The following is a 23567-nucleotide window of genomic DNA, read 5'->3' as shown; positions in this document are numbered from 1 at the left end:
GCAAAGTTACGCATTAGTTTTCAATAGAGGTTGTTGCTTCCTGCTTTTGGAATCTTATGCGGGGGAGTTTTTGATAGCGTTTTTGAACTTATGTTTTCTTAAATTTCTATTCTTTAAAAACTACAAACGGGATGTGTTTGCCAATTTTATAACGGACAAAATGTCAATTAATTGATTTTAGCCATTTGTTGAAATGTATGCGGATATTTTTAATTCAGTTTGAATTAGTTAATGTTTTTTGCATGTCCTGGTGCTCTATTTTTTGCAATACGGCAACATCATTGTAAACTATTTGCTGTAATTTTGTCCGACTTTTTTCATCTAACCAAAAGTATGACCAAACCGAACAAAGAAACTCCCGTGTTGAAAGGGATTGATGCGATTAATTTTATCAATGAAATGAAAGAAGCAGATGTGAATAAAGCATGTCGTGTGGAAAAAGAACGCACATTTAATCACTTTGCTCAGTTAGCTGCTATTTCTAATTTTCGATAAGCCATGGATTTTTCCACATGCAAGATGATTCGTCTTACTCAGGATCTTCAATTGAAGCCTTTCGATTGTGGACGTGAAGACGTTAATTCATACCTTTTTGACGGAGCCAAATCGTACGACAAACAGTTGTTGTCGGTTACTTATTTAATAGAAAACGCTGACGAAACAATTGCTTTTGTGGCTCTGACAAACGACAGAATTACGCTTGAGTCGACGCCAATCACCGGTAGATGGAAAAAATATTTTTTCGAATACCTGCCTATCGGGAAAAAATATATTAGTTATCCGGCAGTGAAAATGGTTCAGCTGGGTGTTTCCAAATATTATCAAAACCAACAAGTCGGTACGGCCGTGGTCGATTTTGTGAAACGCTGGCTGATGACAAACCGCTTTACAGGTTGCCGTTTCCTTACGGTGGAAGGAATCAAGGAATCGCTTCCCTTCTACGAAAAAAACGGTTTTTACTACATTACCAACGACGACGTAGACTCCGATGCCCGCATCATGTACTACGATTTAAAGCGTTTGGAAGAATTATAATGAAGGTCCCGTTTATCGGGACTTTTTTATTTTTCACTCCTCCTTTTTCTCAAAAAAACATAAAAGCATACCGGTTGTTTATTAATAGCCTCTTTCCGGAATGTATCTTTGCACCCGATGAAGCAATTGTTCCGATATTTAACCATCACCTTGCTGGCCGGTGTTGTATTTCTGGTAGGCAGTGGTGTCAACTACATTCATTACTGTTGTCATGAATGCAGCGCAAAGGGTATTGGTAAAATTGCAAAGGAGCTTTCCATGGCCAGTCAGCCGGCTGCGCCTGTCGAAAAAACTGCTGACCCCGATTGTTGTGCAGCAAAGCACTCGACCCCAAAACCGATGTCGTGCGGACATATGTCACACGCCGGAACGAAAGATTGCTGTAAAATCACCCGACTGCAAATAGATCTGAACGATCAGATAGCTAAGATTTCCGTCAATGCCGATTTTACGTGGCATGTTGATTTACCCAGCAGTCAGCTGTTATCTGCAATTTTCGAATGTCCGGTCGTAACGACAGAACACGTTTATCCACCCCCTTTATACTCCTCCAGGCACCTGCTTAGCCTGAAATCCGTCCTTTTGATTTGATTGAATGATTATTCGGATTGTACCGATCCGGAATCTCTTGTTGTATCTTCGCGTGTAACACGTCGAAGCAATACGTTATTTTTATAATTCAACAAACAAGAATCGAACTCAATAGTCTTGATTCTTATGTCTTGACTCTTGGTTCTAAAAAAAAATAATCATGAAATCAATCAAATTTATCCTCGTAGCCATAATCGTGGCATTTTCAGCTCAACTCAACGCTCAGAAAACAGTGCAAACTGCCTCCCTGAAAGTATCCGGCAATTGCGAATCGTGCAAAGTCCGTATCGAAAAGGCAGCCAAAACAGCCGGTGTGACTACCGCCAACTGGAGTCAGTTGACTAAGGTGCTGAAAATTACTTTCGATGCCAGTAAAACCAATATCGATAAAGTAAGCAAGGCAATTGCAGCTGTCGGTCATGATACCGAAAAGTATAAAGCCGATGCGAAAACCTACAATGCGTTGCCTGGCTGCTGCAAATATCCGAGAGGTAAATAAATGTGCTAATGCTTTAATATGCCAATGTGCCAATTGAATTTGCGTAATGTGAATGCAGATTTAATGGTACATGGTCAATTGTAAATCGTACATTTTATGAACAATCGGATTATCGGTTTCTTTCTCCGGAATAAACTGATAACGATCATTTTGCTCGTTATTTTTGTTGTCTGGGGAATTATTACGGCTCCCTTCGATTGGAACATCTCATTTCTGCCGCGCGATCCGGTACCGGTGGATGCCATACCGGATTACGGGGAGAATCAGCAGATTGTAGCCACCGAATGGATGGGACGCTCACCGAAAGACATTCAGGATCAAATCACTTATCCTTTGACAACTGCGCTGATGGGAATGCCCGGCGTGAAAACGATACGGAGTACTTCCATGTTCGGCATGTCGTTTATCTACATCATTTTCAAGGATAACGTTGAGTTTTACTGGAGTCGTTCGCGGGTGCTCGAAAAGTTGAGTTCGCTGCCGCCCGGCACATTGCCCGAAGGCGTCAAGCCCTCGTTGGGCCCCGATGCTACGGCACTCGGACAGGTCTATTGGTATACGCTCGAAGGGCGGAATCCCAAAACCGGCAAGCCCACCGGCGGGTGGGATCCGCAGGAGCTACGTACCCTTCAGGATTATTATGTGAAATATTCGCTCGCATCGGCCGACGGAGTGTCGGAAGTGGGTAGCATCGGAGGTTATGTCAAAGAGTATCAGATTGATCTCAATCCCGATGCCATGAAAACCTATGGCGTGACGGTGATGGACGTAATGAAAGCGGTGCAAAATTCCAACCTCGACATTGGTGCCGAAACCATGGAAATGAACCAGGTGGAGTATGTGATCCGAGGATTGGGATATGTCAAATCGCTGGCAGACATTGAAAAAGCCGTTGTTGCCGTCAGTGAAGACAATACGCCGATCACGATCAAACAGATTGGGAATGTTACATTCGGACCGGCAACGCGTCGTGGCGGATTGGATAAAAACGGCATCGAAGCGGTCGGTGGAGTGGTGGTGGCGCGCTACAAATCGAATCCGCTGGAGGTGATTTCCAATGTCAAAAAGAAGATTGCGGAAATGGAGCAGTCGCTGCCGTCGAAAACCCTGCCTGACGGAACGGTGAGCAAAGTGACGGTTGTGCCGTTTTATGATCGTACAGGCTTGATCCGCGAAACCATTGGTACGCTGGAAACGGCGCTAACGCACGAAATCCTGATATGTATCATTGTTATTATCGTACTTGTCACCAACCTGCGGGCATCGGCCATCATCTCGGGGCTCTTGCCAATTGCTGTGTTGATGACCTTTATTGTGATGCGGTTGGTCGGGGTGGATGCCAATATCGTGGCGCTGTCGGGTATTGCCATTGCCATCGGAGTGATGGTCGATATTGGCATTGTCTTTACTGAAAATATTGTCCGGCATCTCGAACTGCCTGAAAACAAAAATCTCTCGAAGAAACAATACGACGACCTCATTCTCACGGCAACCACAGAAGTGGCTCCGGCAATCATAACGGCTTTGCTGACCACCATTATCAGCTTTTTGCCGGTATTTGCCATGGAAGCCGCCGAAGGAAAACTGTTCCGGCCGTTGGCTTTTACCAAAACCTTTGCCATTGTGGCGTCCATGCTGCTTGGTCTGATGGTATTGCCGACCCTTGCCAAATGGATATTCTCGTTTAAATTGAATACCCCTAAATTGCGAAAAATCGTCAACGGTATTTTGATCGTAGCTGGACTCCTTTTCTCCATCGTTTGGGGAACCTGGACGGCTTTGGCCCTGACCTTGGTCGGTATCAATAATCTGACCGCTCACTTGTGGAAAGAACCATGGCAACGGTATCAGAAGTATGTCAACCTGGGCATCGCCATTTTGTTTGCACTGTATTATCTGACGGAAGAGTGGTTGCCTTTGGGCGCTCAAAACCATTTTGCGCTCAATTTTATCTTTATCATTCTGATAGTTGGCATTGTGCTGACCCTGTTGTCGTTGATGGTACATTACTACGAACCGGTGTTGCGCTGGTGTCTGGCGAACAAAATGAAATTTCTGGCAATTCCGGTAATTACACTTTTGTTTGGCATTGTGATATGGTTGGGTGTCGATCGTATTTTGGGTTTTGCTTTCGACGGCATTGAAAAAACGGGCTGGCACATTCGCCAAAGCAATGGTTGGCAAAAGGCGACTTCCGTTTTTCCGGGTATTGGCAAGGAATTTATGCCATCGCTCAACGAAGGTTCGTTTTTGCTGATGCCTACCAGTATGCCTCATGCCGGAGTGGAACGCAATATCGAGTACGAAAAACAACTCGATCGGCGATTGGCTTCTATCCCCGAAGTGGAGATTTCGGTTGGAAAATGGGGGCGTGTCAATTCCGCACTCGATCCGGCGAACACTCAGATGTTTGAAAATGTGATCAATTACAAACCGGAATATATTCTGGATCAGGACGGACATCGGCGTCGGTTCAAGACAAATTCCTCAGGTGCGTATGTCCTGAAAAATAATATGACCTACAATCCAGAAAAACAGGGCTTTGCTGTTATCGATACATCGTTGTTGATCCCTGCGGTTCATGGCAATTACTTTCGTCAATGGCGGCCGCAGATTCATAAACCGGACGACATATGGCAGGAGATTGTAAAGGTGACGCAGTTGCCGGGGCTGACTTCGGCTCCAAAACTGCAGCCGATTGAAACGCGTTTGGTGATGCTTTCCACGGGAATGCGCGCACCGATGGGCATTAAAATCTATGGGCCTGACTTGGAGACGATAGAAAAGACGGGCATTGCCATCGAACAGCATCTGAAGCAGATGCCATCCATCGAAGCTTCGTCCGTTTTTGCCGAACGCGGGGTTGCAGCGCCTTATCTTTTGATAAATATTGATCGAGAGGCGATTGCCCGTTACGGATTGAGTGTAAAAGAGGTGCAGGATGTGATTCAATCGGCTGTGGGCGGAATGGCCTTGAGCACTACCGTGGAAGGCCGCGAACGCTTTCCGGTACGGGTGCGCTATGCCCGCGAGTTACGCTCTACACCCGAAGACCTGAAGCATATTCTTGTTCCGGCCATGACCGACGGTTCGCAGATTCCGCTGGGAGAACTGGCTAAAATTGAGTATGCCAGTGGCCCGCAGATGATCCGGAGCGAGAATACGTTCCTGACCGGATATGTTACTTTTGACCGCAAACCGGAATTTGCAGAAGTGGACGTGGTCAATCAGGCCGATAAGTTCCTGAAGCAGCAGATCGACGCAGGCAAGCTCAAACTCGGCAAAGGTGTTACCTATCAATTTGCCGGAAATTACGAGCAGGAGATCCGTGCAACCAAACGGTTGTCGATTGTTATTCCGATCAGTTTATTGCTGATATTCCTGATTTTGTACCGACAATTCAAAACCATAACTGCCTCATGTATCCACTTTTCGGGTGTTTTTGTGGCTTTTGCCGGAGGATTCATTTTGCTGTGGCTGTATGGTCAGGGATGGTTTCTCAACTTTTCGTTTGCCGGAGTCAACATGCGCGACCTCTTTCAGATGCATCCGATCAACCTGAGCGTGGCGGTTTGGGTCGGTTTTATTGCCCTGTTCGGACTGGCTACCAACGACGGCGTGATTATGGGAACCTACATTCATCAGATTTTTGAAGAACGGAAACCCGACTCTGTGCTTGCCGTTCGTGAAGCGGTGGTGGAAGCCGGTAAAAAGCGGGTGCGTCCTGCAATGATGACGGCCGCCGTGGCTATTATTGCCTTATTGCCTGTTCTGACATCGACCGGCAAAGGTGCCGATATAATGGTTCCGATGGCTATACCAACCTTCGGGGGTATGATTATCCAGATCATGACCATGTATGTGGTGCCGGTTTTGCAGGCAATTTGGAGAGAGCGGGAAGTGAAAAACAGCAATATACACCATTAAGGAATTAAGAAAATTCTTAATGTCTTAATGGTTGAAATAAACAACTTGAAAATGAGAACGATATTAATTTTTATGCTATTTGTTTTTATTGCTGGAACGACTAAGGCGCAGGATTCATTGGATGGCTATTTGAAGATTGCCGCTCAAAATAATCCGGCATTGAAGTCTAAGTACAACAAGTACCTGGCTTCGTTGCAGAAGGTGCCTCAGGTAGGTGCATTGCCCGATCCCGATCTGTCGTTCGGTTACTTTATCGAACCGATGGAGGTGTTGGGAGGAAAGCAGCGGGCGCAGATCCAGTTGATGCAGATGTTCCCATGGTCGGGTACACTGAAAGCAGCTAAAAACGAGGCGGCTCAGATGGCGCAATCTGATTTTGAGGCTTTCCGTGCCGAGAAAGAGGAATTGTTCTACAACGTAAGAAAGAGCTATTTTCAACTCTGGTTTACCGACCGGCAAATCATCGTCAATGATTCGACGTTGGTGCTGCTACAAAGCCTCGAAAAATTACTGCTGGCGAAACTGGGCAGTGAGAATGGCAGTATTGCGGCAACCGCTTCGAGATCAGCAACGAGCGAACTGTCGCCGCAAAAAGGGGCTATGGGCATGAATCCCGATGGTAATCCCGACAATAGTGTCCGTCCGTCTCCGGCAATGGGAGGAGGAAGTTCTATGAGCAAAGCAGGTTCGGCTTTGAATGATTTATTGCAATTGCGGACAGAAACTGGAACACTCGAAAACGCGATTGCTTCGTTGAAACAGCGCCGGATGGTGATGGCAACGCAGTTCAATTTGCTGCTCAACCGACAACCGGATGCACCGGTCGATTTGCCGACAGAGCTTGCTGTACCTGATGGCGATTATCAGAGTGCTGCTTTGTTTGATTCCATCAAGCAGAACAATCCTATGCTGAAAATGCCACAATCCGATATTGCAGCCTATCGCTACCGTCAGGTGATGAACCGGAAAATGGGGTATCCGATGGTGGGACTTGGACTGAATTATACGGTGGTGCAAAAGAGTGAGATGAGCACTTCGTCGATGAATGGCAAGGATATGGTGATGCCTATGTTGTCGGTCAAGTTGCCGCTTTACCGGAAAAAGTATACGGCTGCAGTGCGTGAAGCGCAATTACTGGAGCAATCGGCCTCTGAAAATGCAGTGAACGTGCAGAATATGCTTTTTATGGAATTGACTGATACGCAGCTGGCCATCGACGAAGCCAACCGAAACCTGCGGCTTGCAACGCAAAACAGTGAATTGACGCAGCAACGGTTCAATCTGCAGCGAACGCAGTTTGCCGTTTCCGGCAGTGGTTTCGACGAGCTGCTGCGCACGCAACAATCGTTGCTCGACTACCGGATCTCTTTGTTGCAGGCTCAAACCGACAAACGGATTGCATATGCGGAATTGCAGAAACTGGTGGCAAAATAGGGTCCGGTACTCAGTAAACAGTATTCAGTAAAATGACGGTCTTGAATCTTGGTTCTTGACTCTTTGATCTAAAAAATTATGATTCGAAATAAATATATCCAATGGGCGTTGATTTTTGTGGTCGGGCTGGGATTGGGATGGTTGTTCTTCTCTCATTCATTCCAAAATAATCCGGTTACCGCTCAAAAGTCCGAAAGCGCCAAACAAATATGGACTTGTTCCATGCACCCGCAGATCCGGCAGGATCATCCGGGGAAATGTCCTCTTTGTGGCATGGATCTTATTCCGTTGCAGCAAAACAGTGAAGCTCAGAATCCGGCAGTGATTACTTTGTCGGAAGATGCTGTGCAGATGGCCAATATTCAGACTTCACAGGTTATGAAAGGCGCTGCAGCAAAAGATATCCGGCTTTACGGGCGGGTGGAAAATGACGAACGTGCCGTATCGGTACTACCGGCGCATCTACCGGGGCGCATCGACAAACTGTTGATCAATTTTACCGGCGACAGGGTAGTGCAGGGGCAAACCATTGCCATTGTCTATTCACCCGAACTGGTACAGGCTCAACAGGAATTGCTGGAGGCGAAGAAACTCAACGGCAGCGTGCCCGGAGCATTAGAGGCTGCCCGCGAAAAGCTTCGCCAGTGGAAATTGACACCGGCTCAAATCAACGTGGTGGAAAATGGCGGGCGTCCGGTGACGGAGTTTGCCGTAAAAGCGACTACCTCGGGTGTGGTTACCAAAAAAATGGTCAATCAGGGCGATTATGTGTCGCAGGGAGCCGCATTGTATGAGGTGACTGATTTGTCGCGGCTGTGGGTGTTGTTTGATGTTTACGAAACGGATCTGCCCTGGATTAAGGCAGGCGATAATCTTTCGTACGAACTTCAGTCGATGCCTGGTAAAGAGTTTTCCGGCAGAGTGTCGTTCGTCTCTCCGATGGTCGACAGCCGTTCGCGCACGGTCAAAATCAGAGTGGAAGCTCCGAACCGAAATTCACTTTTCAAACCGGGAATGCTGGCTTCGGGCGTGTTGAAAGCAAAGTTGAAAGGCAATGCTTCCGACCTGATCGTTCCGCGTTCGGCAGTGCTTTGGACCGGCACACGCTCGGTGGTTTACGTCAAAGTGCCGAATGCCACTACACCCTCTTTTGAAATGCGGAGTGTAACTCTCGGCACCGATTTGGGCGAGAGCATTATCGTAACGGCGGGTTTACACGAAGGTGAAAATGTGGTCACCAACGGTGTGTTCAGTGTCGATGCGGCAGCACAATTGGCCGGTAAACAGAGTATGATGAACCATCCTGAAACGGCGCCTGTGGTTGTCGGTGAAAAGCCGGCAAAGAACAAGAGCACACAGCATAAAAAGATTGTTTACGTTTGTCCGATGAAAGAAGATGCTGACGTTGTCTCGGATCATCCCGGCAAATGTCCGAAGTGTGGTATGAGCTTGGTGAAGAAAGAATTATAAATTGTAATGCAAATAATTATGAAGACTAAAACAATTTTCATGATGATGGCAATTGCGGGTGTGGTTGCAACTGCTTCTTGTAGCAAATCGGCTCAAAAAAGCGAGGCTGTCAAAGAATCGGCTCCAACCGCAAAGGTGATTTATACTTGTCCGATGGATACGGATGTGGTATCTGATCATCCCGGCAAATGTCCGAAGTGCGGCATGGATCTGGTTAAAAAATAAATGACAGAAAGGGAAAGGCGGCTAACTTAAGTATAAAAGTTAGCCGCATTTTTAAATTTAGGCTGGCAATCAGCAGATATTCTTCAATATAGCCAGACCACCTTGCGCTGTTTCTTTATATGATGCGGCAAGATCTTTGCCGGTACGCAGCATCGTTTTGCAAATTTGGTCGAAGGAAATACGGTGTTTCCCATCCGAAAGCAAAGAATAGGTGCAACAGTTGAAAGCACGATCGGCAGCCATAGCATTTCTCTCTATGCAGGGGATTTGTACCAATCCTGCCACCGGATCGCAGGTGAGCCCCAGATGATGCTCCATGCCCATTTCTGCTGCATATTCTATTTGAGTATTTGTGCCTCCGAAAAGTTGGGTCGCCGCGGCTGCTGCCATGGAACAGGCGGTGCCTATTTCTCCCTGACATCCTACATCGGCACCCGAAATGGAGGCATTTGTTTTCACTAAATTTCCGATCAGGCCGGCAGTTGCTAAAGCTCTTAAAATGCGGGCTTCGGAGAAGTTGTGGTATTTTTTTAGCTGGTACAGTACAGCCGGAACTACCGCACAGGCACCGCAGGTAGGAGCCGTTACGATAAGTCCTCCCGCTGCATTTTCTTCGGCTACTGCCAAAGCAAAGGCATATACCATTCCACGGCGTTGCAATGATTCGCTGTATCCTTTTGCTTTCACATAGTAGTTGGGTGCTTTCCGTTGTAGTTTTAATATGCCGGGCAACGTTCCTTCGTTTTCAATTCCCCGTTCCACGGCATCGCACATGGTTTTCCAAACCTTCTTGAGAAAATCATTGATTGAAGTCCCTTCAAATTGTTCAACGACTTGCCAGAATGCCAGTCCTTCTTTGTCGCAGTAATCAAGAACTTCTTCCATGGTGGTGAATGGATAGATCGCGTTTTTAATTTGGGATTGCCCTTCTTCTGCAAGAGCTCCGCCGCCTACGCTGAAAACCTGCCAGCTGTCTGTGATGTTTTTATTTGCATCCAGAGCGTCGAATTTCATGCCATTCGGGTGGAAGGGTAGGAATATTTTTGGTTGCCACTCAATCTCTACCTGTCTGCCTTTCATCTGGTCGATAATCGCTTTGTCGGTAAGGTGCCCTTTGCCTGTTGCAGCCAGACTTCCGTATAAAGTCACTCTGAAATGGTCAGTTTCAGGATGTTTTTCCATAAACATGGCAGCTGCTTTTGAAGGAGCCATCGTGTGACTGCTGGAAGGTCCGTATCCTATCCGGTATAATTCGGTAATTGAATCCATTCTGTATATTTTTTCACAAAAATAGAGGTTTTTCGACCATTATCAAATTTATTCTGCAAAGTAGTCTGCGGGTATACATTTCAGGGAAAATGGAATAATAAATTTTTGATTGCTGTGGCAGATTAGGATCGACCTCGTCCGATGAGCCAACCAACGGTCAGCGCAAGCTAAAAACAAAGTGAGAGAGCGGGTAGAGTCGCTCTTGTTTGAAGATTCCGACGTAAGGAGGAAGCAAGTTTGAGCGACTTCCGCTCATGAACGCCTGTTTTTTGAGCGAAGCGGGCGAAGTCTTGAATTTTTTGCTTACTTTTTGTTTTAAGACAAAAAGTAAGTCGGGGTTATAGGGGCGGAAGCCCCCTTTTCAAAGTAATAAATCAGGGATGTATGAGAGGTAGATTTCTGACTGGTTCTTTACGTTTTTTTACCCTTCTAAATTGCATTTCGCTTCTCCGTAACGTATCTTTGTATCACTCATCCGGCTTGTTTTAGGCAATGCCGGAATATTTTTTATCGGGTAAATCCCGTTCAATATTTATTGTATAAAAGATTCGTAACAATGAAACGATCATGTTGCGTTAAAATACCTAAGGGTTCCCGATGACTATCGGGGAATAATTTGAGCAACATGGAGTTCCATGCTACTTTAAACAAAAAATTATTATAGTATGAAAATAGGATTTATAGGTTTAGGCAAGATGGGCGGTAAGATGGTACAACGCCTGTTGAATGATGGTCATCAGGTGGTGGTATATAATCTTACTCAACCCGAAGTCGATGAGGCTGTTGCAGCCGGCGCTATAGCAGCTTCCGGTCTGAAAGATTTGGTTGGCAAACTGGAAGGTAAAAAACTGGTATGGCTGATGGTACCTTCCGGGAAACCGGTGGATATCAATTTGGAAGCATTGTCAGAATTGCTTCTGGAAGGCGATATTATTGTGGACGGAGGTAATAGCTACTGGCGCGATTCTGTTGCTCGTGGAGAGAAACTTAAAGAAAAGGGAATTCAGTATATCGATTGCGGTACCAGCGGTGGTGTGTGGGGCTTGCAAAACGGTTATTGTCTGATGTATGGCGGGCCAAAAAAGGCTTGCGATTTTGCAGAACCAATCTTTAAAAGCCTGGCTCCCGAAAACGGATATATCTACTGCGGCGAAGGCGGTGCCGGTCACATGACCAAGATGGTGCATAACGGCATCGAATACGGTATGATGCAGGCCTATGCCGAAGGTTTTGAAATAATGAAGAATTCGCCTTACAATGTCGATTTGGAAAAGGTGGCTAAAGTCTGGATGAACGGTTCGGTAGTGCGTTCGTGGCTGCTCGAACTGATCGGAAATGCGCTTGAAAAAGATCAGGAATTGAGCGATTTGCAACCATGGGTGGCTGATAGCGGCGAAGGTCGCTGGACAGTACAAACCGCTATGGATTTTGACGTTCCCGCACAGGTTATCACCTCTTCGCTTTTTGCCCGCTTTCAGTCGCGTCAGGAAAATTCGTATGCCATGAAATTACTGGCAGCCATGCGGAATCAGTTTGGCGGTCACGAGGTGAAAAAATCATAAGGGAGGACGATTATGGGACAAATACAAGACCAGGTGCTGGTGATCTTCGGAGCATCGGGCGACCTAACTTATCGTAAATTGATTCCTGCATTGTTCGATCTCTTTATGCAGGATTTGTTGCCCAGAAATTTTACTATTCTGGGTGTGAGCCGCACAGAATTCACGGATGCGACTTTCCGCGACAAAATGAACGATGGCATTCGTCAGTTTGCCTACTTCAAAAATCCGAGCAAAGAAAAGCTTACCGTTTTTGATGAAAAACTTCATTATCTTGCCATTGAAACGAAAGAAGCAAGTGAATATGTAAAGCTGCAACATAAACTCAAAAAAATTGACCACGACCATCAAACAGGAGGAAATTATCTGTTTTATCTCTCCACGCCACCGGCTTTGTATGGTTTGATTCCTCAGTTTCTGGCAAAATTCGGACTCAACAAAGGACACAACGGTTTTCCGCGGCTGATTATTGAAAAACCGTTTGGTGAAGATGTTTATTCGGCTTTCCAACTCAATAAATTATTGCTGGAGTTTTTCAAGGAAGAACAGATTTACCGCATCGACCATTATCTTGGCAAGGAGACTGTTCAGAATGTGCTTGTAACCCGTTTTGCAAATGGTATTTATGAACCGCTTTGGAATCGGAACTATATCGATCGGGTGGAGATTACCGCGGCCGAAAGTCTCGGTGTGGAAGGTCGTGGGGGCTATTACGACCACGCGGGAGCGCTTCGTGATATGGTGCAAAATCACCTGTTGCAACTGGTTGCCCTGGTTGCGATGGAACCTCCTACGGAAATAAGTGCCGGAGCTATCCGCAATGAAAAAATGAAAGTGTTTCAGTCACTTCGACCGCTGAAGGAACACGATTTATTCAACAGCGTGATACGCGGCCAATACATGTCATCGAACATTCGGGGTGGTCACTTCAAAGGTTATCGTGAGGAAGTCGGGGTCGATCCGATGTCGCGAACCGAAACTTACGTGGCCCTGAAATTCTTTATCGACAACTGGCGCTGGGGTGGGGTGCCGTTTTATATCCGTACCGGAAAACGTATGCCGACGCGTGTGTCTGAAATTGTCATTCATTTTAAGCCAACTCCGCATAAGCTCTTTGTAAGCAATCCCGATTTCTGGACAATGGGCAATCAGCTCGTACTGCGCATTCACCCCGATGAGGGAATTCTGTTGAAAACCGGCATGAAAGTGCCCGGTGCCGGCTTTGAGGTGAAAACCGTGAATATGGATTTTCATTACAAAGACTTGCAGGAGACCTATGTGCCGGGAGCTTACGAACGTCTTTTACTGGATGGAATGATGGGAGATGCAACGCTTTATACCCGTGGCGATGGTTTGGAGGCAGCATGGTGTTTCGTACAGCCTATTCTTGATTTTTGGAAACACAATCCGAATGCTCCGCTCTATGGATATCCGGCTGGAACATGGGGACCTGATTGTGCCGATAAATTGATTGGAGGAGAGAAACAAACATGGCGTTATCCGTGTAAGAATCTTGCAGATGATGGAATTTACTGTGAATTATGATGAAGGGAGTTTCGATATTTGAAACCAGCGACGAATTGAACCGGGAAGTGGTCAATTTGGTGGATTTTCTACTGGAATCCAGGCCGGTGGTCAATATCAGTCTTTCGGGAGGTTCTACCCCGAAAGCACTGTTTGATTACTGGGCTAAGGTAAAACAAGAACCTGGCTACTGGAAGCGGATTTGTCTCTTTTGGGGCGATGAACGTTGTGTGCCTCCTGATCATGAAATGAGTAATTATGGCATGACAAAAACGCATCTGCTCGATGAAATTCCCATTCCGGCGGAAAATGTCTTTCGCATCATGGGTGAGAATGATCCGGAGAAGGAGGCTGCGCGATATGCCCATCTAATCGAACAGAAAACCCCTTCTTTTGATCTGATTCTTCTGGGGTTGGGAGATGATGGTCACACCGTTTCCATTTTTCCTTCGTCAATAAAGCTTTGGAATGATCCGCATATTTGTGTCGTTAATTCGCATCCTGATAGTGGGATGAAACGGATAACGATTACAGGAAAGGTGGTGAATGCAGCCAATTATGTGGCTTTTTTGGTGACGGGTAGCAATAAAGCAATTAAAGTGAGAGAAATAGTATTGCAAAGGAGGAACTGTTTTAATAAATATCCGGCAGCCAAAGTGCATCCCGCATCCGGCAACCTGCTCTGGCTGCTGGATAAGGACGCGGCTTCTTTGCTGTGATTTGAAGCATTTCATTACCTTTGCAACAAAAATGATTTGATATGTCAATGATTTTATCGGATATGAAACTCAGCGAGGTAATCCTTCAGCATTATGTGTTGATGCCGGTTATTCGTCGTTTTAATATCAAACTGGGTTTTGGAGAAAAAACGATTAAGAGGGTGTGCGAAGAATATAATCTGGATACCGACCTTTTTTTGGCAGTAATCAATTTGTATATTCAGCAAACGTACGTGATGGAGCGTCCACTGACGGTTGGTCAGGTTGCTGCAACGGTCGAATATCTTCAAAATACCAACAATCTTATCATGCAATCGCAGTTTCCTAATGTGGAGCGGCACTTGCGTGCGCTGATGTCCAATAGTTTTGAACACAACAAGACAATTGGGGTGATTAATAATTTCTTTCAGGAAATAAAAAGCGAGTTGTTGGCTGGAATTGAATATGATAACAAGCAACGATTTCCTTATATCGAGCTTTTATGTAGTGGCAAGCCGGAGGCATGGGCGCAAAAGCCAGCCGATTCTCCGGTAAAAGAACCGGTGGATGAAAAAATATTCGATCTGCGCAGTATGTTGATGAAGTACCTGACCGGTGAGGCAGATCAAAATCTTTGCTATGCAGTCTTCTTTGCCCTGTTTACCCTCGAAAACGATATTCGCCAGTACAACAAGATCTGCGAACGGCTTCTTAATCCGGCTATAAATAATCTTGAAAAGAATGCTGAAAGATAGAAAAATAGCTGTTATTACAAGCCATTTTCTGGAAGGCAGGGGATTGTGTTCTCTGCTGACCGAAAATTTCAGTGGAATCGGGATTCGGTTATTGACTTCTCCGGTAGAATTGTCAGATTCTGAGTGTAATAGCTGTGATCTGTTTCTTGTGTCTGCAGACTTGTTTGTTCTTCATTTTGAGTATCTCTTGCCCAGGAAAAACAAAGTTGTTGTTTTTGGAAATACCTTTTCAGCTGAACTTCAGCACTCTTCATTGCCGTTTCTCAATGTAAATACTTCTGAGTCTGATTTTGTGAAACAGATTGATAACTTGCTTAATAAGTCTATTTCTCAGGATAATAATGATGGATTGACTGTTCGTGAAACAGAAGTGTTGACGTTGGTCGCCAAAGGACTGCTTAATAAAGAAATTGCTGATCAGTTGGGGATAAGTTTGCATACTGTGATTTCGCACCGAAAGAACATTGCATCCAAACTGGGTATTAAAACGGTTTCGGGTTTTACGATGTATGCTGCCATGAATGGACTTATTTCTTTAAGCTGATGCCTGCTTCTCAAGCAAGCATTGAATTCCACCTTCTTCTCTATTCCTGCGATGAGGACTATCTTTCAGGTTCTTTTCTCCTTTTTTGCAGGACAAATTACGGAATAACATATACATAGGAATACAACCTGTCTGATTTTACCAATCAGAGCGTCGGTTTAAGCGGGACTTTCAAGCAAAAGGAAGCCTCGCTTGTTTTTTGTATGACGATTGGAAAATGATCGGACTAAGCGTTTGATAGCATGGGGATTCTTGCGGTTTATTCAATTTTTCCGGCAAAATGGTCAGCATGTTTGAAAATGGAACAAATATGGCATAAAGTGAAATGTCAAATGGATATTGAATAAATTTCGATTGTGTTAAAATGATATTAATATATTATTAAGAATGGAAATGTGTCAAAATTGGCCTCTGTTTGCTGTTTTTATAAGTGTATATGATACACTATATGTAAAAGTGTGTAATGTATTGATATGTAATAATATATGTCAAAATTATAAATACTAACGAAAAATAAAAAACAGGATATATAGCAAATAAAACAAAAAATATTTGGAAAACATGTTGTACAACATATAAATTTGCATTGTCAAAAAGAAACAAGTAGTTGATAGATTTCTAATACAAAGCTTACCTGAAAAACACCGGGTGAACTTTGTATTTTTTTTTAGATTGTAGTTTTATTTAGTTTTAGACAAAAAGATTGTGTAACTTTTAATTATTTAGGTTATGAAAAAGATGATGTTAGTTTTAGTAGTGTTCGTAGCAGGTGTAGTTTCAACTTATGCCATTAACCCGGTAGAAACAGGAGTATTTTATACCTTTAACAACGAACCGGTATTTAATCGTTTGATGAAGTATTTGAATGTGGATGACGAACAGGCTGATAACCTGAAGTATATCTTCGAAACAACTGCAAGTAAAATGCAAACAGCAGCCAAAAGCGACAATGACGTTGCTTATAGTAAAGCTGTAAATTTCAATCTTGCAAATGCCAGAAATATTCTTACTCATTCTCAGTACATCAAATATCTGTCAATGATTAATATTACACTTACAAACAGATATCAGGAAATAGCTCTTGGTGAAAAGTAAAAATTATGAATGGTAAAATGCACTGTCAAGGCCCGGCTTTGCCAGGGTTGATAATTGGAAATCTTATAAATGGGTATGCGAGACGTTCGGATACCCATTTTTGTTTTTGATCTTAAATGCTCGTTTTCTCCAGTTTGGAAAGATAGTCATCTTCCATTCTGGCTCCAAGCCCGGGTGTTTCGGGCAAAGAGACTTTTCCGTTTTCTCCATAAACGATTCCGCCTACCACCGGATCTTCAACAAACATCAGTGGTGTGTCGAAATCATAGTGGATAATTAAATCGCTTGTTAATGCGAGATGGGCAGAGGCTGTAAAGGCAAGTCGCGATTCCAGGAAGCCCCCAATTTGAATTTGCGTGTTGTTTTGTTTTGCGATGTCAATTATTTTCAATGCTTCAAAAATTCCTCCCGACTTTCCAAGTTTGATGTTGAAAAAATCGCAGGCGTTTAGTTTGTTCAATCGCTTTGCATCATAGCTGTTACAGCACGATTCGTCAGTCATTATCGGTATGGGGCTCATTTGTTTGATACGTGGTAATTCCATGAATTCTTCCCGAAGGATTGGCTCCTCACACAGTTGAATATTATATTGCTTCATGGCTTGCAATATTTCAGCTGCTTCCTCAGTTTTCCATCCCTGGTTGGCATCTATGCGCATGGGCAACTCCATTCCAATGGCTTCCCTGATTAGCCGTATGCGTTCTATATCAGCCTCTTTTGATTCTCCCAACTTGATTTTGATTACAGTAAAGCCTTGCTCTTTTATCTTAATTGCATCTTGCACCATCTTTTGCGGGTTGCCAATGCTGACTGTATAGTCGGTGTATATGCTTTTAGTTTTAGATCCTCCAAGGAATTTGTAGAGAGGTAAACCGGCATGCTGGGATACAATGTCGTATAAAGCAATATCAAACGCGCTTTTGATGCTGTAGTTTGCATAAATGGTTTTAGTCATGGTTGAGGTACATCCGGCAATGTCGAGGGCATTCTTTCCTTTCAAAGCCTTTGCAAGATACTGCCCTACGATAAATCCAGTCTCCATGCTCTCTCCATTGATAGTCATGAACGGACTGCATTCTCCAAAACCGGAAATTCCTTTGTTGGTGTGAATTACTACGACCACATTTTGTGCATGGGTCAATGGCCCGAGTGATATTACAAACGGTTCTTTTAATTTGATAGGCGATTTGTAGATGTCAACACCACTTATGATCAACTCTTCATTTTCTTTCATCGTCTTTTGAAATTATGTTATGTGTCAATAATGGAAAATACGCGTTTGTTTGGTCTGCAAAAGTTTAAAAAAAAGGCCACCTCTGTATTCAGAGGCGGCCTTTGGCTATATTGACGCTTAGCGTACTGCGGCTTGTGCTGCGGCTATGCGTGCAATGGGCACACGGAAAGGTGAGCAACTTACGTAGTTCATGCCAAGGGTGTGACAGAATTCTACAGAAGAAGGTTCTCCGCCATGTTCTCCGCAAATACCCACTTTCAATTCGGGCTTCGTGGCACGTCCTCCGGCTACAGCCTGACGCATCAGGCCGCCAACGCCTTCCTGATCAAGGACTTCAAACGGATCATTCTTCAGAATGCCTAAATCCTGATAAACTTTCAGGAACTTGCCGGCATCGTCACGTGAATAACCGAAGGTCATCTGAGTGAGGTCATTGGTTCCGAAAGAGAAGAATTCGGCAACTTCAGCAATTTTGCCTGCTGTAACTGCTGCGCGGGGAACTTCAATCATTGTGCCAATTTTATATGCAATGCGTTTACCTCTTTCGGCAAATACTTTTTCGGCTGTCTCATTGATGATTTGAGCCTGAAGTTTCAGCTCTTCAATAACACCAACCAAAGGTACCATGATTTCAGGATGAACGTCAATGCCTTTTTCTTGTACATTCAAAGCAGCTTCGATAATGGCACGAGCCTGCATTTCCGTAATTTCAGGGTATGTGTTTCCTAAGCGGCATCCACGGTGTCCGAGCATTGGGTTAAATTCTTCCAGCGAATTGCAGGCAGCTACAACTTCGTCGAGAGTTAAGCCCATTTCTGTAGCAAGCTCTTTTTGAGTAGCCAGTTGGTGAGGAACAAATTCGTGAAGAGGAGGATCGAGCAAACGGATTGTGACACCAAAGCCGTCCATTGCTTCAAAAATACCTTCAAAGTCACCTCTTTGCATTGGCAACAGCTTTTTAAGGGCTTCGCGACGTCCGGCTTCATCTTTCGAAAGGATCATTTCGCGCATTGCTTTGATGCGGACTCCTTCGAAGAACATGTGCTCTGTGCGGCATAATCCGATACCTTTTGCACCGAATCCACGAGCAACTCTTGCATCGTTAGGGGTGTCAGCATTCGTGCGAACATCCATTTTTGTGTATTTGTCGGCCAATGTCATGATTTCAGCAAAGTCGCCACTAACTTCGGCATCTTTTGTATTTACTTTACCATCATAAACATCACCGGTAGATCCATTCAATGAAATCCAGTCACCTTCATTATAGGTTGTGCCACGCATTGTAATTGTACGGGCTTTGTAATCTATTTTTATTTCTCCGGCTCCGGAAACACAGCATTTACCCATGCCTCTTGCAACAACGGCAGCGTGAGAGGTCATACCTCCACGGGCTGTAAGGATACCCTGAGCGACGTGCATACCACGAAGGTCTTCGGGAGATGTTTCAATACGAACAAGGATAACTTTTTCGCGTTTTTCGGCCCATTCTTCAGCGTCATCGGCAAAGAAAACGATACGGCCGGTAGCAGCGCCCGGAGATGCAGGTAAACCTTTTGCCATCACTTTGGCGGATTTTACTGCTTTAGGATCAAAAATAGGGTGCAAGAGTTCGTCCAGTTTCTGAGGTTCAATGCGCAAGAGGGCTGTCTTTTCGTCAATCATTCCTTCTTTTAACATTTCATTGGCAATGCGAACCATAGCCGCACCGGTACGTTTCCCGTTACGGGTTTGGAGTAACCACAGTTTACCGTCCTGAATAGTAAATTCGATATCCTGCATATCAGCGCTATGGTTTTCCAGTTTTTGCTGAATTTCATTTAGCTCTGCATATGCAGCCGGCATAGCTTCTTCAAGCGATGGGTATTGCTCTTTGCGCACATCTTCACTGATGTTTTGCAGAGCAGCCCAGCGGCGTGAACCTTCTATGGTAATTTGTTGAGGCGTGCGGATACCGGCTACCACGTCTTCTCCCTGAGCGTTGATAAGGTATTCACCGTTAAAAAGATCTTCTCCGGTGGATGCGTCACGGGTGAAAGCAACACCTGTAGCTGAGTTATTGCCCATGTTACCGAATACCATCGCTTGAACATTTACGGCAGTTCCCCATTCTGCAGGAATTTTATTCAGTTTGCGGTAGAGAATTGCACGTTCGTTCATCCAGCTGTCAAATACAGCCATAACGGCTCCCCATAGTTGTTCCCATGGATCGGTAGGAAAGTCTTTACCGGTATTTTCTTTTACGGCAGCTTTGAATTTAACCACCAATTCGCGGAGATCTTCAGTTGTGAGATCTGTATCGTTTACTATGCCTTTATCGTGTTTGGCTTTGTGGATGATTACTTCAAAAGGATCTTCATCTTCTTTGCTGACGGGTTTCATTCCTAAAACAACATCACCATACATTTGAACAAAGCGACGGTAAGAGTCCCATGCAAAACGGGGATTGCCGCTTTTAGCAGCTAAAGTTTCCACAGCGGCATCGTTCAAACCGAGATTGAGGATAGTGTCCATCATACCCGGCATGGATGCGCGTGCGCCTGAACGTACAGAAACGAGTAAAGGATTGGTATTGTCTCCGAATTTCGGACCAGCAACAGCGTCCTCAACTTGTTTCATCGCGGCTTCTACTTCCGGTTTGATAAGTTGAACAACAGCATCTTGCCCGATTCTATAATATTCATTACACATTTCGGTAGTAATGGTAAAACCCGGAGGTACCGGAATTCCGATTAGATTCATTTCAGCCAGATTTGCACCTTTGCCTCCAAGCAAATCTCTCATCTTTCCGTCTCCTTCGGCGGTTTTATTACCGAAAGAATAAACATTTTTTGTACTCATAATAACGTGTTTGTGATAATTAGAAAGTATTGGTTAAGATTAAAAAGTCACACAGGTCGTAATGCTGAACCATAATATTTCGGATTATACATTTTTTGTATATCCTTTTCATTATTATGGTATTAATATCTGAAGATGATATTGTTGTAGTAAAGGTGCGTTTTTTGCTAAATTTTGAGTCCTTACCTACAACTTACTTATCTACAGCTTTCAAGAAAATCATAGTTTCAAAAGTAGCAAATTGTTTGGATAAACGCCGATTCTTTATTCTTTATTAATGTTAAAATTGATATGGTGTAATTGGATGTCTATATACGTTTAAATATCAGTAAAACAGGCTTGTAAATTGGGATACCACTTTATAAAATCCGAACGATGATAAGAATGTAAGTTATGTTAACAGATTTAGGTCTTTATACTTTATATAGAATTGGGAAGATGATACTGATCAATGGATTTTAGATTGTATCTATAATCATGAATACCCGGATTTGTGCAAGTACAAATTAGAAATGTAATAGCCTTCAACGACAGAAAAAATTAAGTAGAGCGCCAGATATGAGTTTTATGGATTTTACAACTTCGATTTCAGGAAGGTTACCCTAAATTGGCCCCATAAAAAAAGAGACCTGAGTTATGTGCTCAGATCTCTTTGTGTAATCTAGTGTCAGATGGACTTTTCGTGCAGAAAAAGGGAATTTAGAATTTCAATATAGCCCCATCATTTGTGACATTCATTGTGGTTTGAACTCCAAAGGGAATTGAACAATTATCGTCAATATGTCCTGCCGGAAACCCAAAGATGGTAGGATAGTTGTACTCAGCGACAGCATCAGCTATTAGCTCGTAAACTGTAGTTTTCATATCTTCATCTTCGTCATATTCATTAAATTGACCAACAATGAGACCTGAAATTTGTTCAAAAATGCCTCCAATTTTAAGATTCCAGATAAACCGGTCAATTTGATATGGTTGTTCTCCAATATCTTCAATAAATAGAATTTTCTCTACCGGATCCAGGTCGAAATGTGTTCCTCTCATGCCGCACATTACAGACAGATTTCCTCCTATTATTTTGCCCTGACACTTCCCGGTTCTGTTTAGCGGATGCGGGGTAATGTCCGAATATTCCGACAGTTCACCAAAAAGTAATTGTTTCAGACGGTCAGCCGCCTCTCCGTTAGCGCTAATGTCTTTTGCCATAACGCCATGAAGCGAAGATATGTCATAAGCAGCAATTGCAAGATGGAGAATAGTGATGTCACTAAAACCGATTAACCATTTGGGATATAGTTCAAAATGAGAAAAATCGACATCGTCAATTATCTGCACAAGACCATATCCACCCCGGCTGCAAAGTACAGCTTTAATGTCTTTTTGGTCAAAAGCCCATTGTAGGTCTTCCAATCTTTCATCACGGGTACCGGCGTATCTTCCGTATTGATTTTTAGCATTTTTACCTATTACGGGAGTCAATCCCCAGGATTCAAGCACACCGGCAGCATTGTCAATCAGGGTCGGATCAATATTTCCGGATGGTGATATAATGGCGATCTTATCACCATATTGTAGATATGGAGGTCTCATGGTCATATGTTTTTTACAGTTTGAAGAGAAAGTTTATCGTTATTCAAAATCCTCTTCTGTATAATTTTGATATAGAAAGTCGTTGTAAGGAAAACGGGTAATATGAATTTCTTTGACCTTCCCATAGAAAAGAGACCTTAAAGCTTCTATGTTTGTTCGGTTTTTGGCAGATATAAAAATACAATTGTCGTGCATTTTTGCCATCCACGTTTGCTCTAATTCTTCAAGGCTAATGTTCTCTTTTGTGAGAGGAGTGAGGTCATCTTCTGCTTTTGGCGTGTATGTGAATGCGTCAGTTTTATTAAAGACAACAATAGTTGGTTTTTCTTCTTTATTGATGTCAATAAGCGTTTTATTCACAATCTCATACTGTTCTTCAAAGTTCGGATGCGAAATGTCGACAACATGTATGAGTAAGTCAGCTTCACGCACTTCATCTAACGTTGATTTGAACGATTCTACCAGATGGTGGGGGAGTTTTCTTATAAAACCAACAGTATCGGTCAGAAGAAATGGTAAGTTATCAATGATGACTTTTCTGACGGTGGTATCAAGAGTGGCAAATAATTTGTTTTCTGCAAAAACATCCGATTTGCTCAATAAGTTCATCATGGTAGATTTCCCAACGTTGGTGTAACCTACTAAAGCAACCCTCACCATTTTGCCTCTGTTTTTTCGTTGAGAGGCCTTTTGCTTATCAATAGCTTTAAGTTCTTCCTTGAGTAAGGAAATCTTTGTGAGAATGATACGTCTATCGGTTTCAATCTGAGCTTCACCCGGACCACGCATACCGATACCACCTCTTTGACGCTCAAGGTGAGTCCACATTCTGGTCAGACGGGGTAACAAGTATTGGTATTGGGCAAGCTCCACCTGGGTCTTGGCATGAGCCGTTTGGGCTCTCTTAGCAAAAATGTCCAAAATCAGATTTGTTCTGTCTAAGACTTTTATTTGGAGAGCGTCTTCAATATTTTTGAGTTGTGCCGGAGTAAGTTCATCATCAAACACAATCATTCCGATCTCTTCATTGTCGATGATGTAATTTTTAATTTCCTCCAGTTTTCCTTGTCCCACAAATGTTTTAGGATGAGGATAATCCAATCGCTGGAAGAATTTTTTTACAGGAATAGCACCTGCTGTTTCGGCAAGAAAAGCCAGTTCAGACAAATATTCTTTTGCCTGCTGTTCGTTTTGTTCTCTGGTGATTAAGCCAACGAGAACCGTTTGTTCTGAATAAATTTCGGTTTGTTCAATCATATATTATTCAAGTAAAAAAACCGTTT

At 43.8% G+C, this 23567-nt stretch carries 19 protein-coding genes; 14 read left to right on the top strand and 5 right to left on the bottom strand.

From position 1 onward, the window contains the following. Nucleotides 1–333 precede the first annotated feature (333 nt). The 8 genes from PJIAN_RS14975 (at nucleotide 334) to PJIAN_RS08765 (ending at nucleotide 9181) form a co-directional block, all read left to right on the top strand. A complete protein-coding gene (locus PJIAN_RS14975; protein ID WP_172795595.1) occupies nucleotides 334–495 on the top strand; it encodes a hypothetical protein in 162 nt (53 codons plus the stop codon). A gap of 3 nt (nucleotides 496–498) precedes the next feature. After that, nucleotides 499–1035 carry a GNAT family N-acetyltransferase gene (locus tag PJIAN_RS08795; RefSeq protein WP_068704133.1) on the top strand — a complete coding sequence of 179 codons (537 nt, stop codon included), beginning with the start codon at nucleotides 499–501 and terminating at the stop codon, nucleotides 1033–1035. 117 nt (nucleotides 1036–1152) lie between these two features. Then, the gene (locus tag PJIAN_RS08790) at nucleotides 1153–1626 is read left to right on the top strand and encodes a hypothetical protein (protein WP_068704132.1); all 474 of its coding nucleotides are present in this window, start codon (nucleotides 1153–1155) and stop codon (nucleotides 1624–1626) included. Nucleotides 1627–1786: 160 nt separating this feature from the next. Then, a complete protein-coding gene (locus tag PJIAN_RS08785) occupies nucleotides 1787–2125 on the top strand; it encodes a heavy-metal-associated domain-containing protein (RefSeq protein ID WP_068704126.1) in 339 nt (112 codons plus the stop codon). Between the two features lie 96 nt (nucleotides 2126–2221). Beyond that, nucleotides 2222–6052 (top strand): efflux RND transporter permease subunit, encoded by a 3831-nt coding sequence (locus tag PJIAN_RS08780; RefSeq protein WP_068704121.1) that lies wholly within the window; start codon nucleotides 2222–2224, stop codon nucleotides 6050–6052. 51 nt (nucleotides 6053–6103) lie between these two features. Next, on the top strand, nucleotides 6104–7486 hold the full coding sequence (locus PJIAN_RS08775) for a TolC family protein (protein WP_172795594.1): 1383 nt from the start codon (nucleotides 6104–6106) through the stop codon (nucleotides 7484–7486). Between the two features lie 78 nt (nucleotides 7487–7564). Beyond that, nucleotides 7565–8956 carry an efflux RND transporter periplasmic adaptor subunit gene (locus PJIAN_RS08770; protein ID WP_068704117.1) on the top strand — a complete coding sequence of 464 codons (1392 nt, stop codon included), beginning with the start codon at nucleotides 7565–7567 and terminating at the stop codon, nucleotides 8954–8956. A gap of 18 nt (nucleotides 8957–8974) precedes the next feature. Next, nucleotides 8975–9181, top strand: a complete 207-nt coding sequence (locus tag PJIAN_RS08765) for a heavy metal-binding domain-containing protein (protein ID WP_084252340.1) — start codon at nucleotides 8975–8977, stop codon at nucleotides 9179–9181. A gap of 69 nt (nucleotides 9182–9250) precedes the next feature. Here the strand turns inward: PJIAN_RS08765 and PJIAN_RS08760 are convergent, their stop codons facing one another. After that, on the bottom strand, nucleotides 9251–10450 hold the full coding sequence (locus PJIAN_RS08760; RefSeq protein WP_068704115.1) for an L-serine ammonia-lyase: 1200 nt from the start codon (nucleotides 10448–10450) through the stop codon (nucleotides 9251–9253). A 665-nt stretch (nucleotides 10451–11115) separates the two neighbouring features. Between PJIAN_RS08760 and gnd the strand changes: the two genes are divergently transcribed. From gnd to PJIAN_RS08730, 6 genes are all read left to right on the top strand, one after another. Beyond that, the gene (gene gnd, locus PJIAN_RS08755; protein WP_068704114.1) at nucleotides 11116–12012 is read left to right on the top strand and encodes a phosphogluconate dehydrogenase (NAD(+)-dependent, decarboxylating); all 897 of its coding nucleotides are present in this window, start codon (nucleotides 11116–11118) and stop codon (nucleotides 12010–12012) included. Between the two features lie 12 nt (nucleotides 12013–12024). Further along, entirely contained in the window at nucleotides 12025–13554 is a 1530-nt protein-coding gene (zwf, locus tag PJIAN_RS08750; protein WP_068704113.1) for a glucose-6-phosphate dehydrogenase, read from the top strand. Then, nucleotides 13551–14252: a 6-phosphogluconolactonase gene (pgl, locus tag PJIAN_RS08745; RefSeq protein ID WP_101750739.1), complete on the top strand. Its 702-nt coding sequence runs from the start codon at nucleotides 13551–13553 to the stop codon at nucleotides 14250–14252. Before zwf ends, pgl begins: the two co-directional genes overlap by 4 nt. 41 nt (nucleotides 14253–14293) lie before the next feature. Next, nucleotides 14294–14986, top strand: coding sequence for a helix-turn-helix transcriptional regulator (locus PJIAN_RS08740; protein ID WP_153802533.1), 693 nt, complete (start codon nucleotides 14294–14296; stop codon nucleotides 14984–14986). Continuing rightward, the gene (locus tag PJIAN_RS08735) at nucleotides 14973–15530 is read left to right on the top strand and encodes a response regulator transcription factor (protein ID WP_068704110.1); all 558 of its coding nucleotides are present in this window, start codon (nucleotides 14973–14975) and stop codon (nucleotides 15528–15530) included. The genes PJIAN_RS08740 and PJIAN_RS08735 overlap by 14 nt, the downstream gene beginning before the upstream one ends. Nucleotides 15531–16259: 729 nt before the next feature. Then, a complete protein-coding gene (locus PJIAN_RS08730) occupies nucleotides 16260–16625 on the top strand; it encodes a hypothetical protein (RefSeq protein ID WP_068704109.1) in 366 nt (121 codons plus the stop codon). A gap of 112 nt (nucleotides 16626–16737) precedes the next feature. Here the strand turns inward: PJIAN_RS08730 and PJIAN_RS08725 are convergent, their stop codons facing one another. The 4 genes from PJIAN_RS08725 to hflX all read right to left on the bottom strand — a co-directional run bounded on the left by PJIAN_RS08725 (nucleotide 16738) and on the right by hflX (nucleotide 23541). Next, nucleotides 16738–17859 (bottom strand): mandelate racemase/muconate lactonizing enzyme family protein, encoded by a 1122-nt coding sequence (locus PJIAN_RS08725; RefSeq protein WP_201787355.1) that lies wholly within the window; start codon nucleotides 17857–17859, stop codon nucleotides 16738–16740. 117 nt (nucleotides 17860–17976) lie between these two features. Continuing rightward, nucleotides 17977–20697 (bottom strand): pyruvate, phosphate dikinase, encoded by a 2721-nt coding sequence (gene ppdK / locus PJIAN_RS08720; RefSeq protein WP_068704108.1) that lies wholly within the window; start codon nucleotides 20695–20697, stop codon nucleotides 17977–17979. A gap of 699 nt (nucleotides 20698–21396) precedes the next feature. Beyond that, nucleotides 21397–22284, bottom strand: coding sequence for a S66 peptidase family protein (locus PJIAN_RS08715; protein ID WP_172795593.1), 888 nt, complete (start codon nucleotides 22282–22284; stop codon nucleotides 21397–21399). A gap of 39 nt (nucleotides 22285–22323) precedes the next feature. Further along, nucleotides 22324–23541 (bottom strand): GTPase HflX, encoded by a 1218-nt coding sequence (hflX, locus tag PJIAN_RS08710; protein WP_068704106.1) that lies wholly within the window; start codon nucleotides 23539–23541, stop codon nucleotides 22324–22326. Between the last annotated feature and the right edge of the window lie 26 nt (nucleotides 23542–23567).

Origin of the sequence: Paludibacter jiangxiensis (assembly GCF_001618385.1) — a bacterium.
Taxonomy (GTDB): domain Bacteria; phylum Bacteroidota; class Bacteroidia; order Bacteroidales; family Paludibacteraceae; genus Microbacter; species Microbacter jiangxiensis.
Note: the sequence above shows the minus strand (reverse complement) of the source record. Positions and strands in the feature narration are given on the sequence as shown.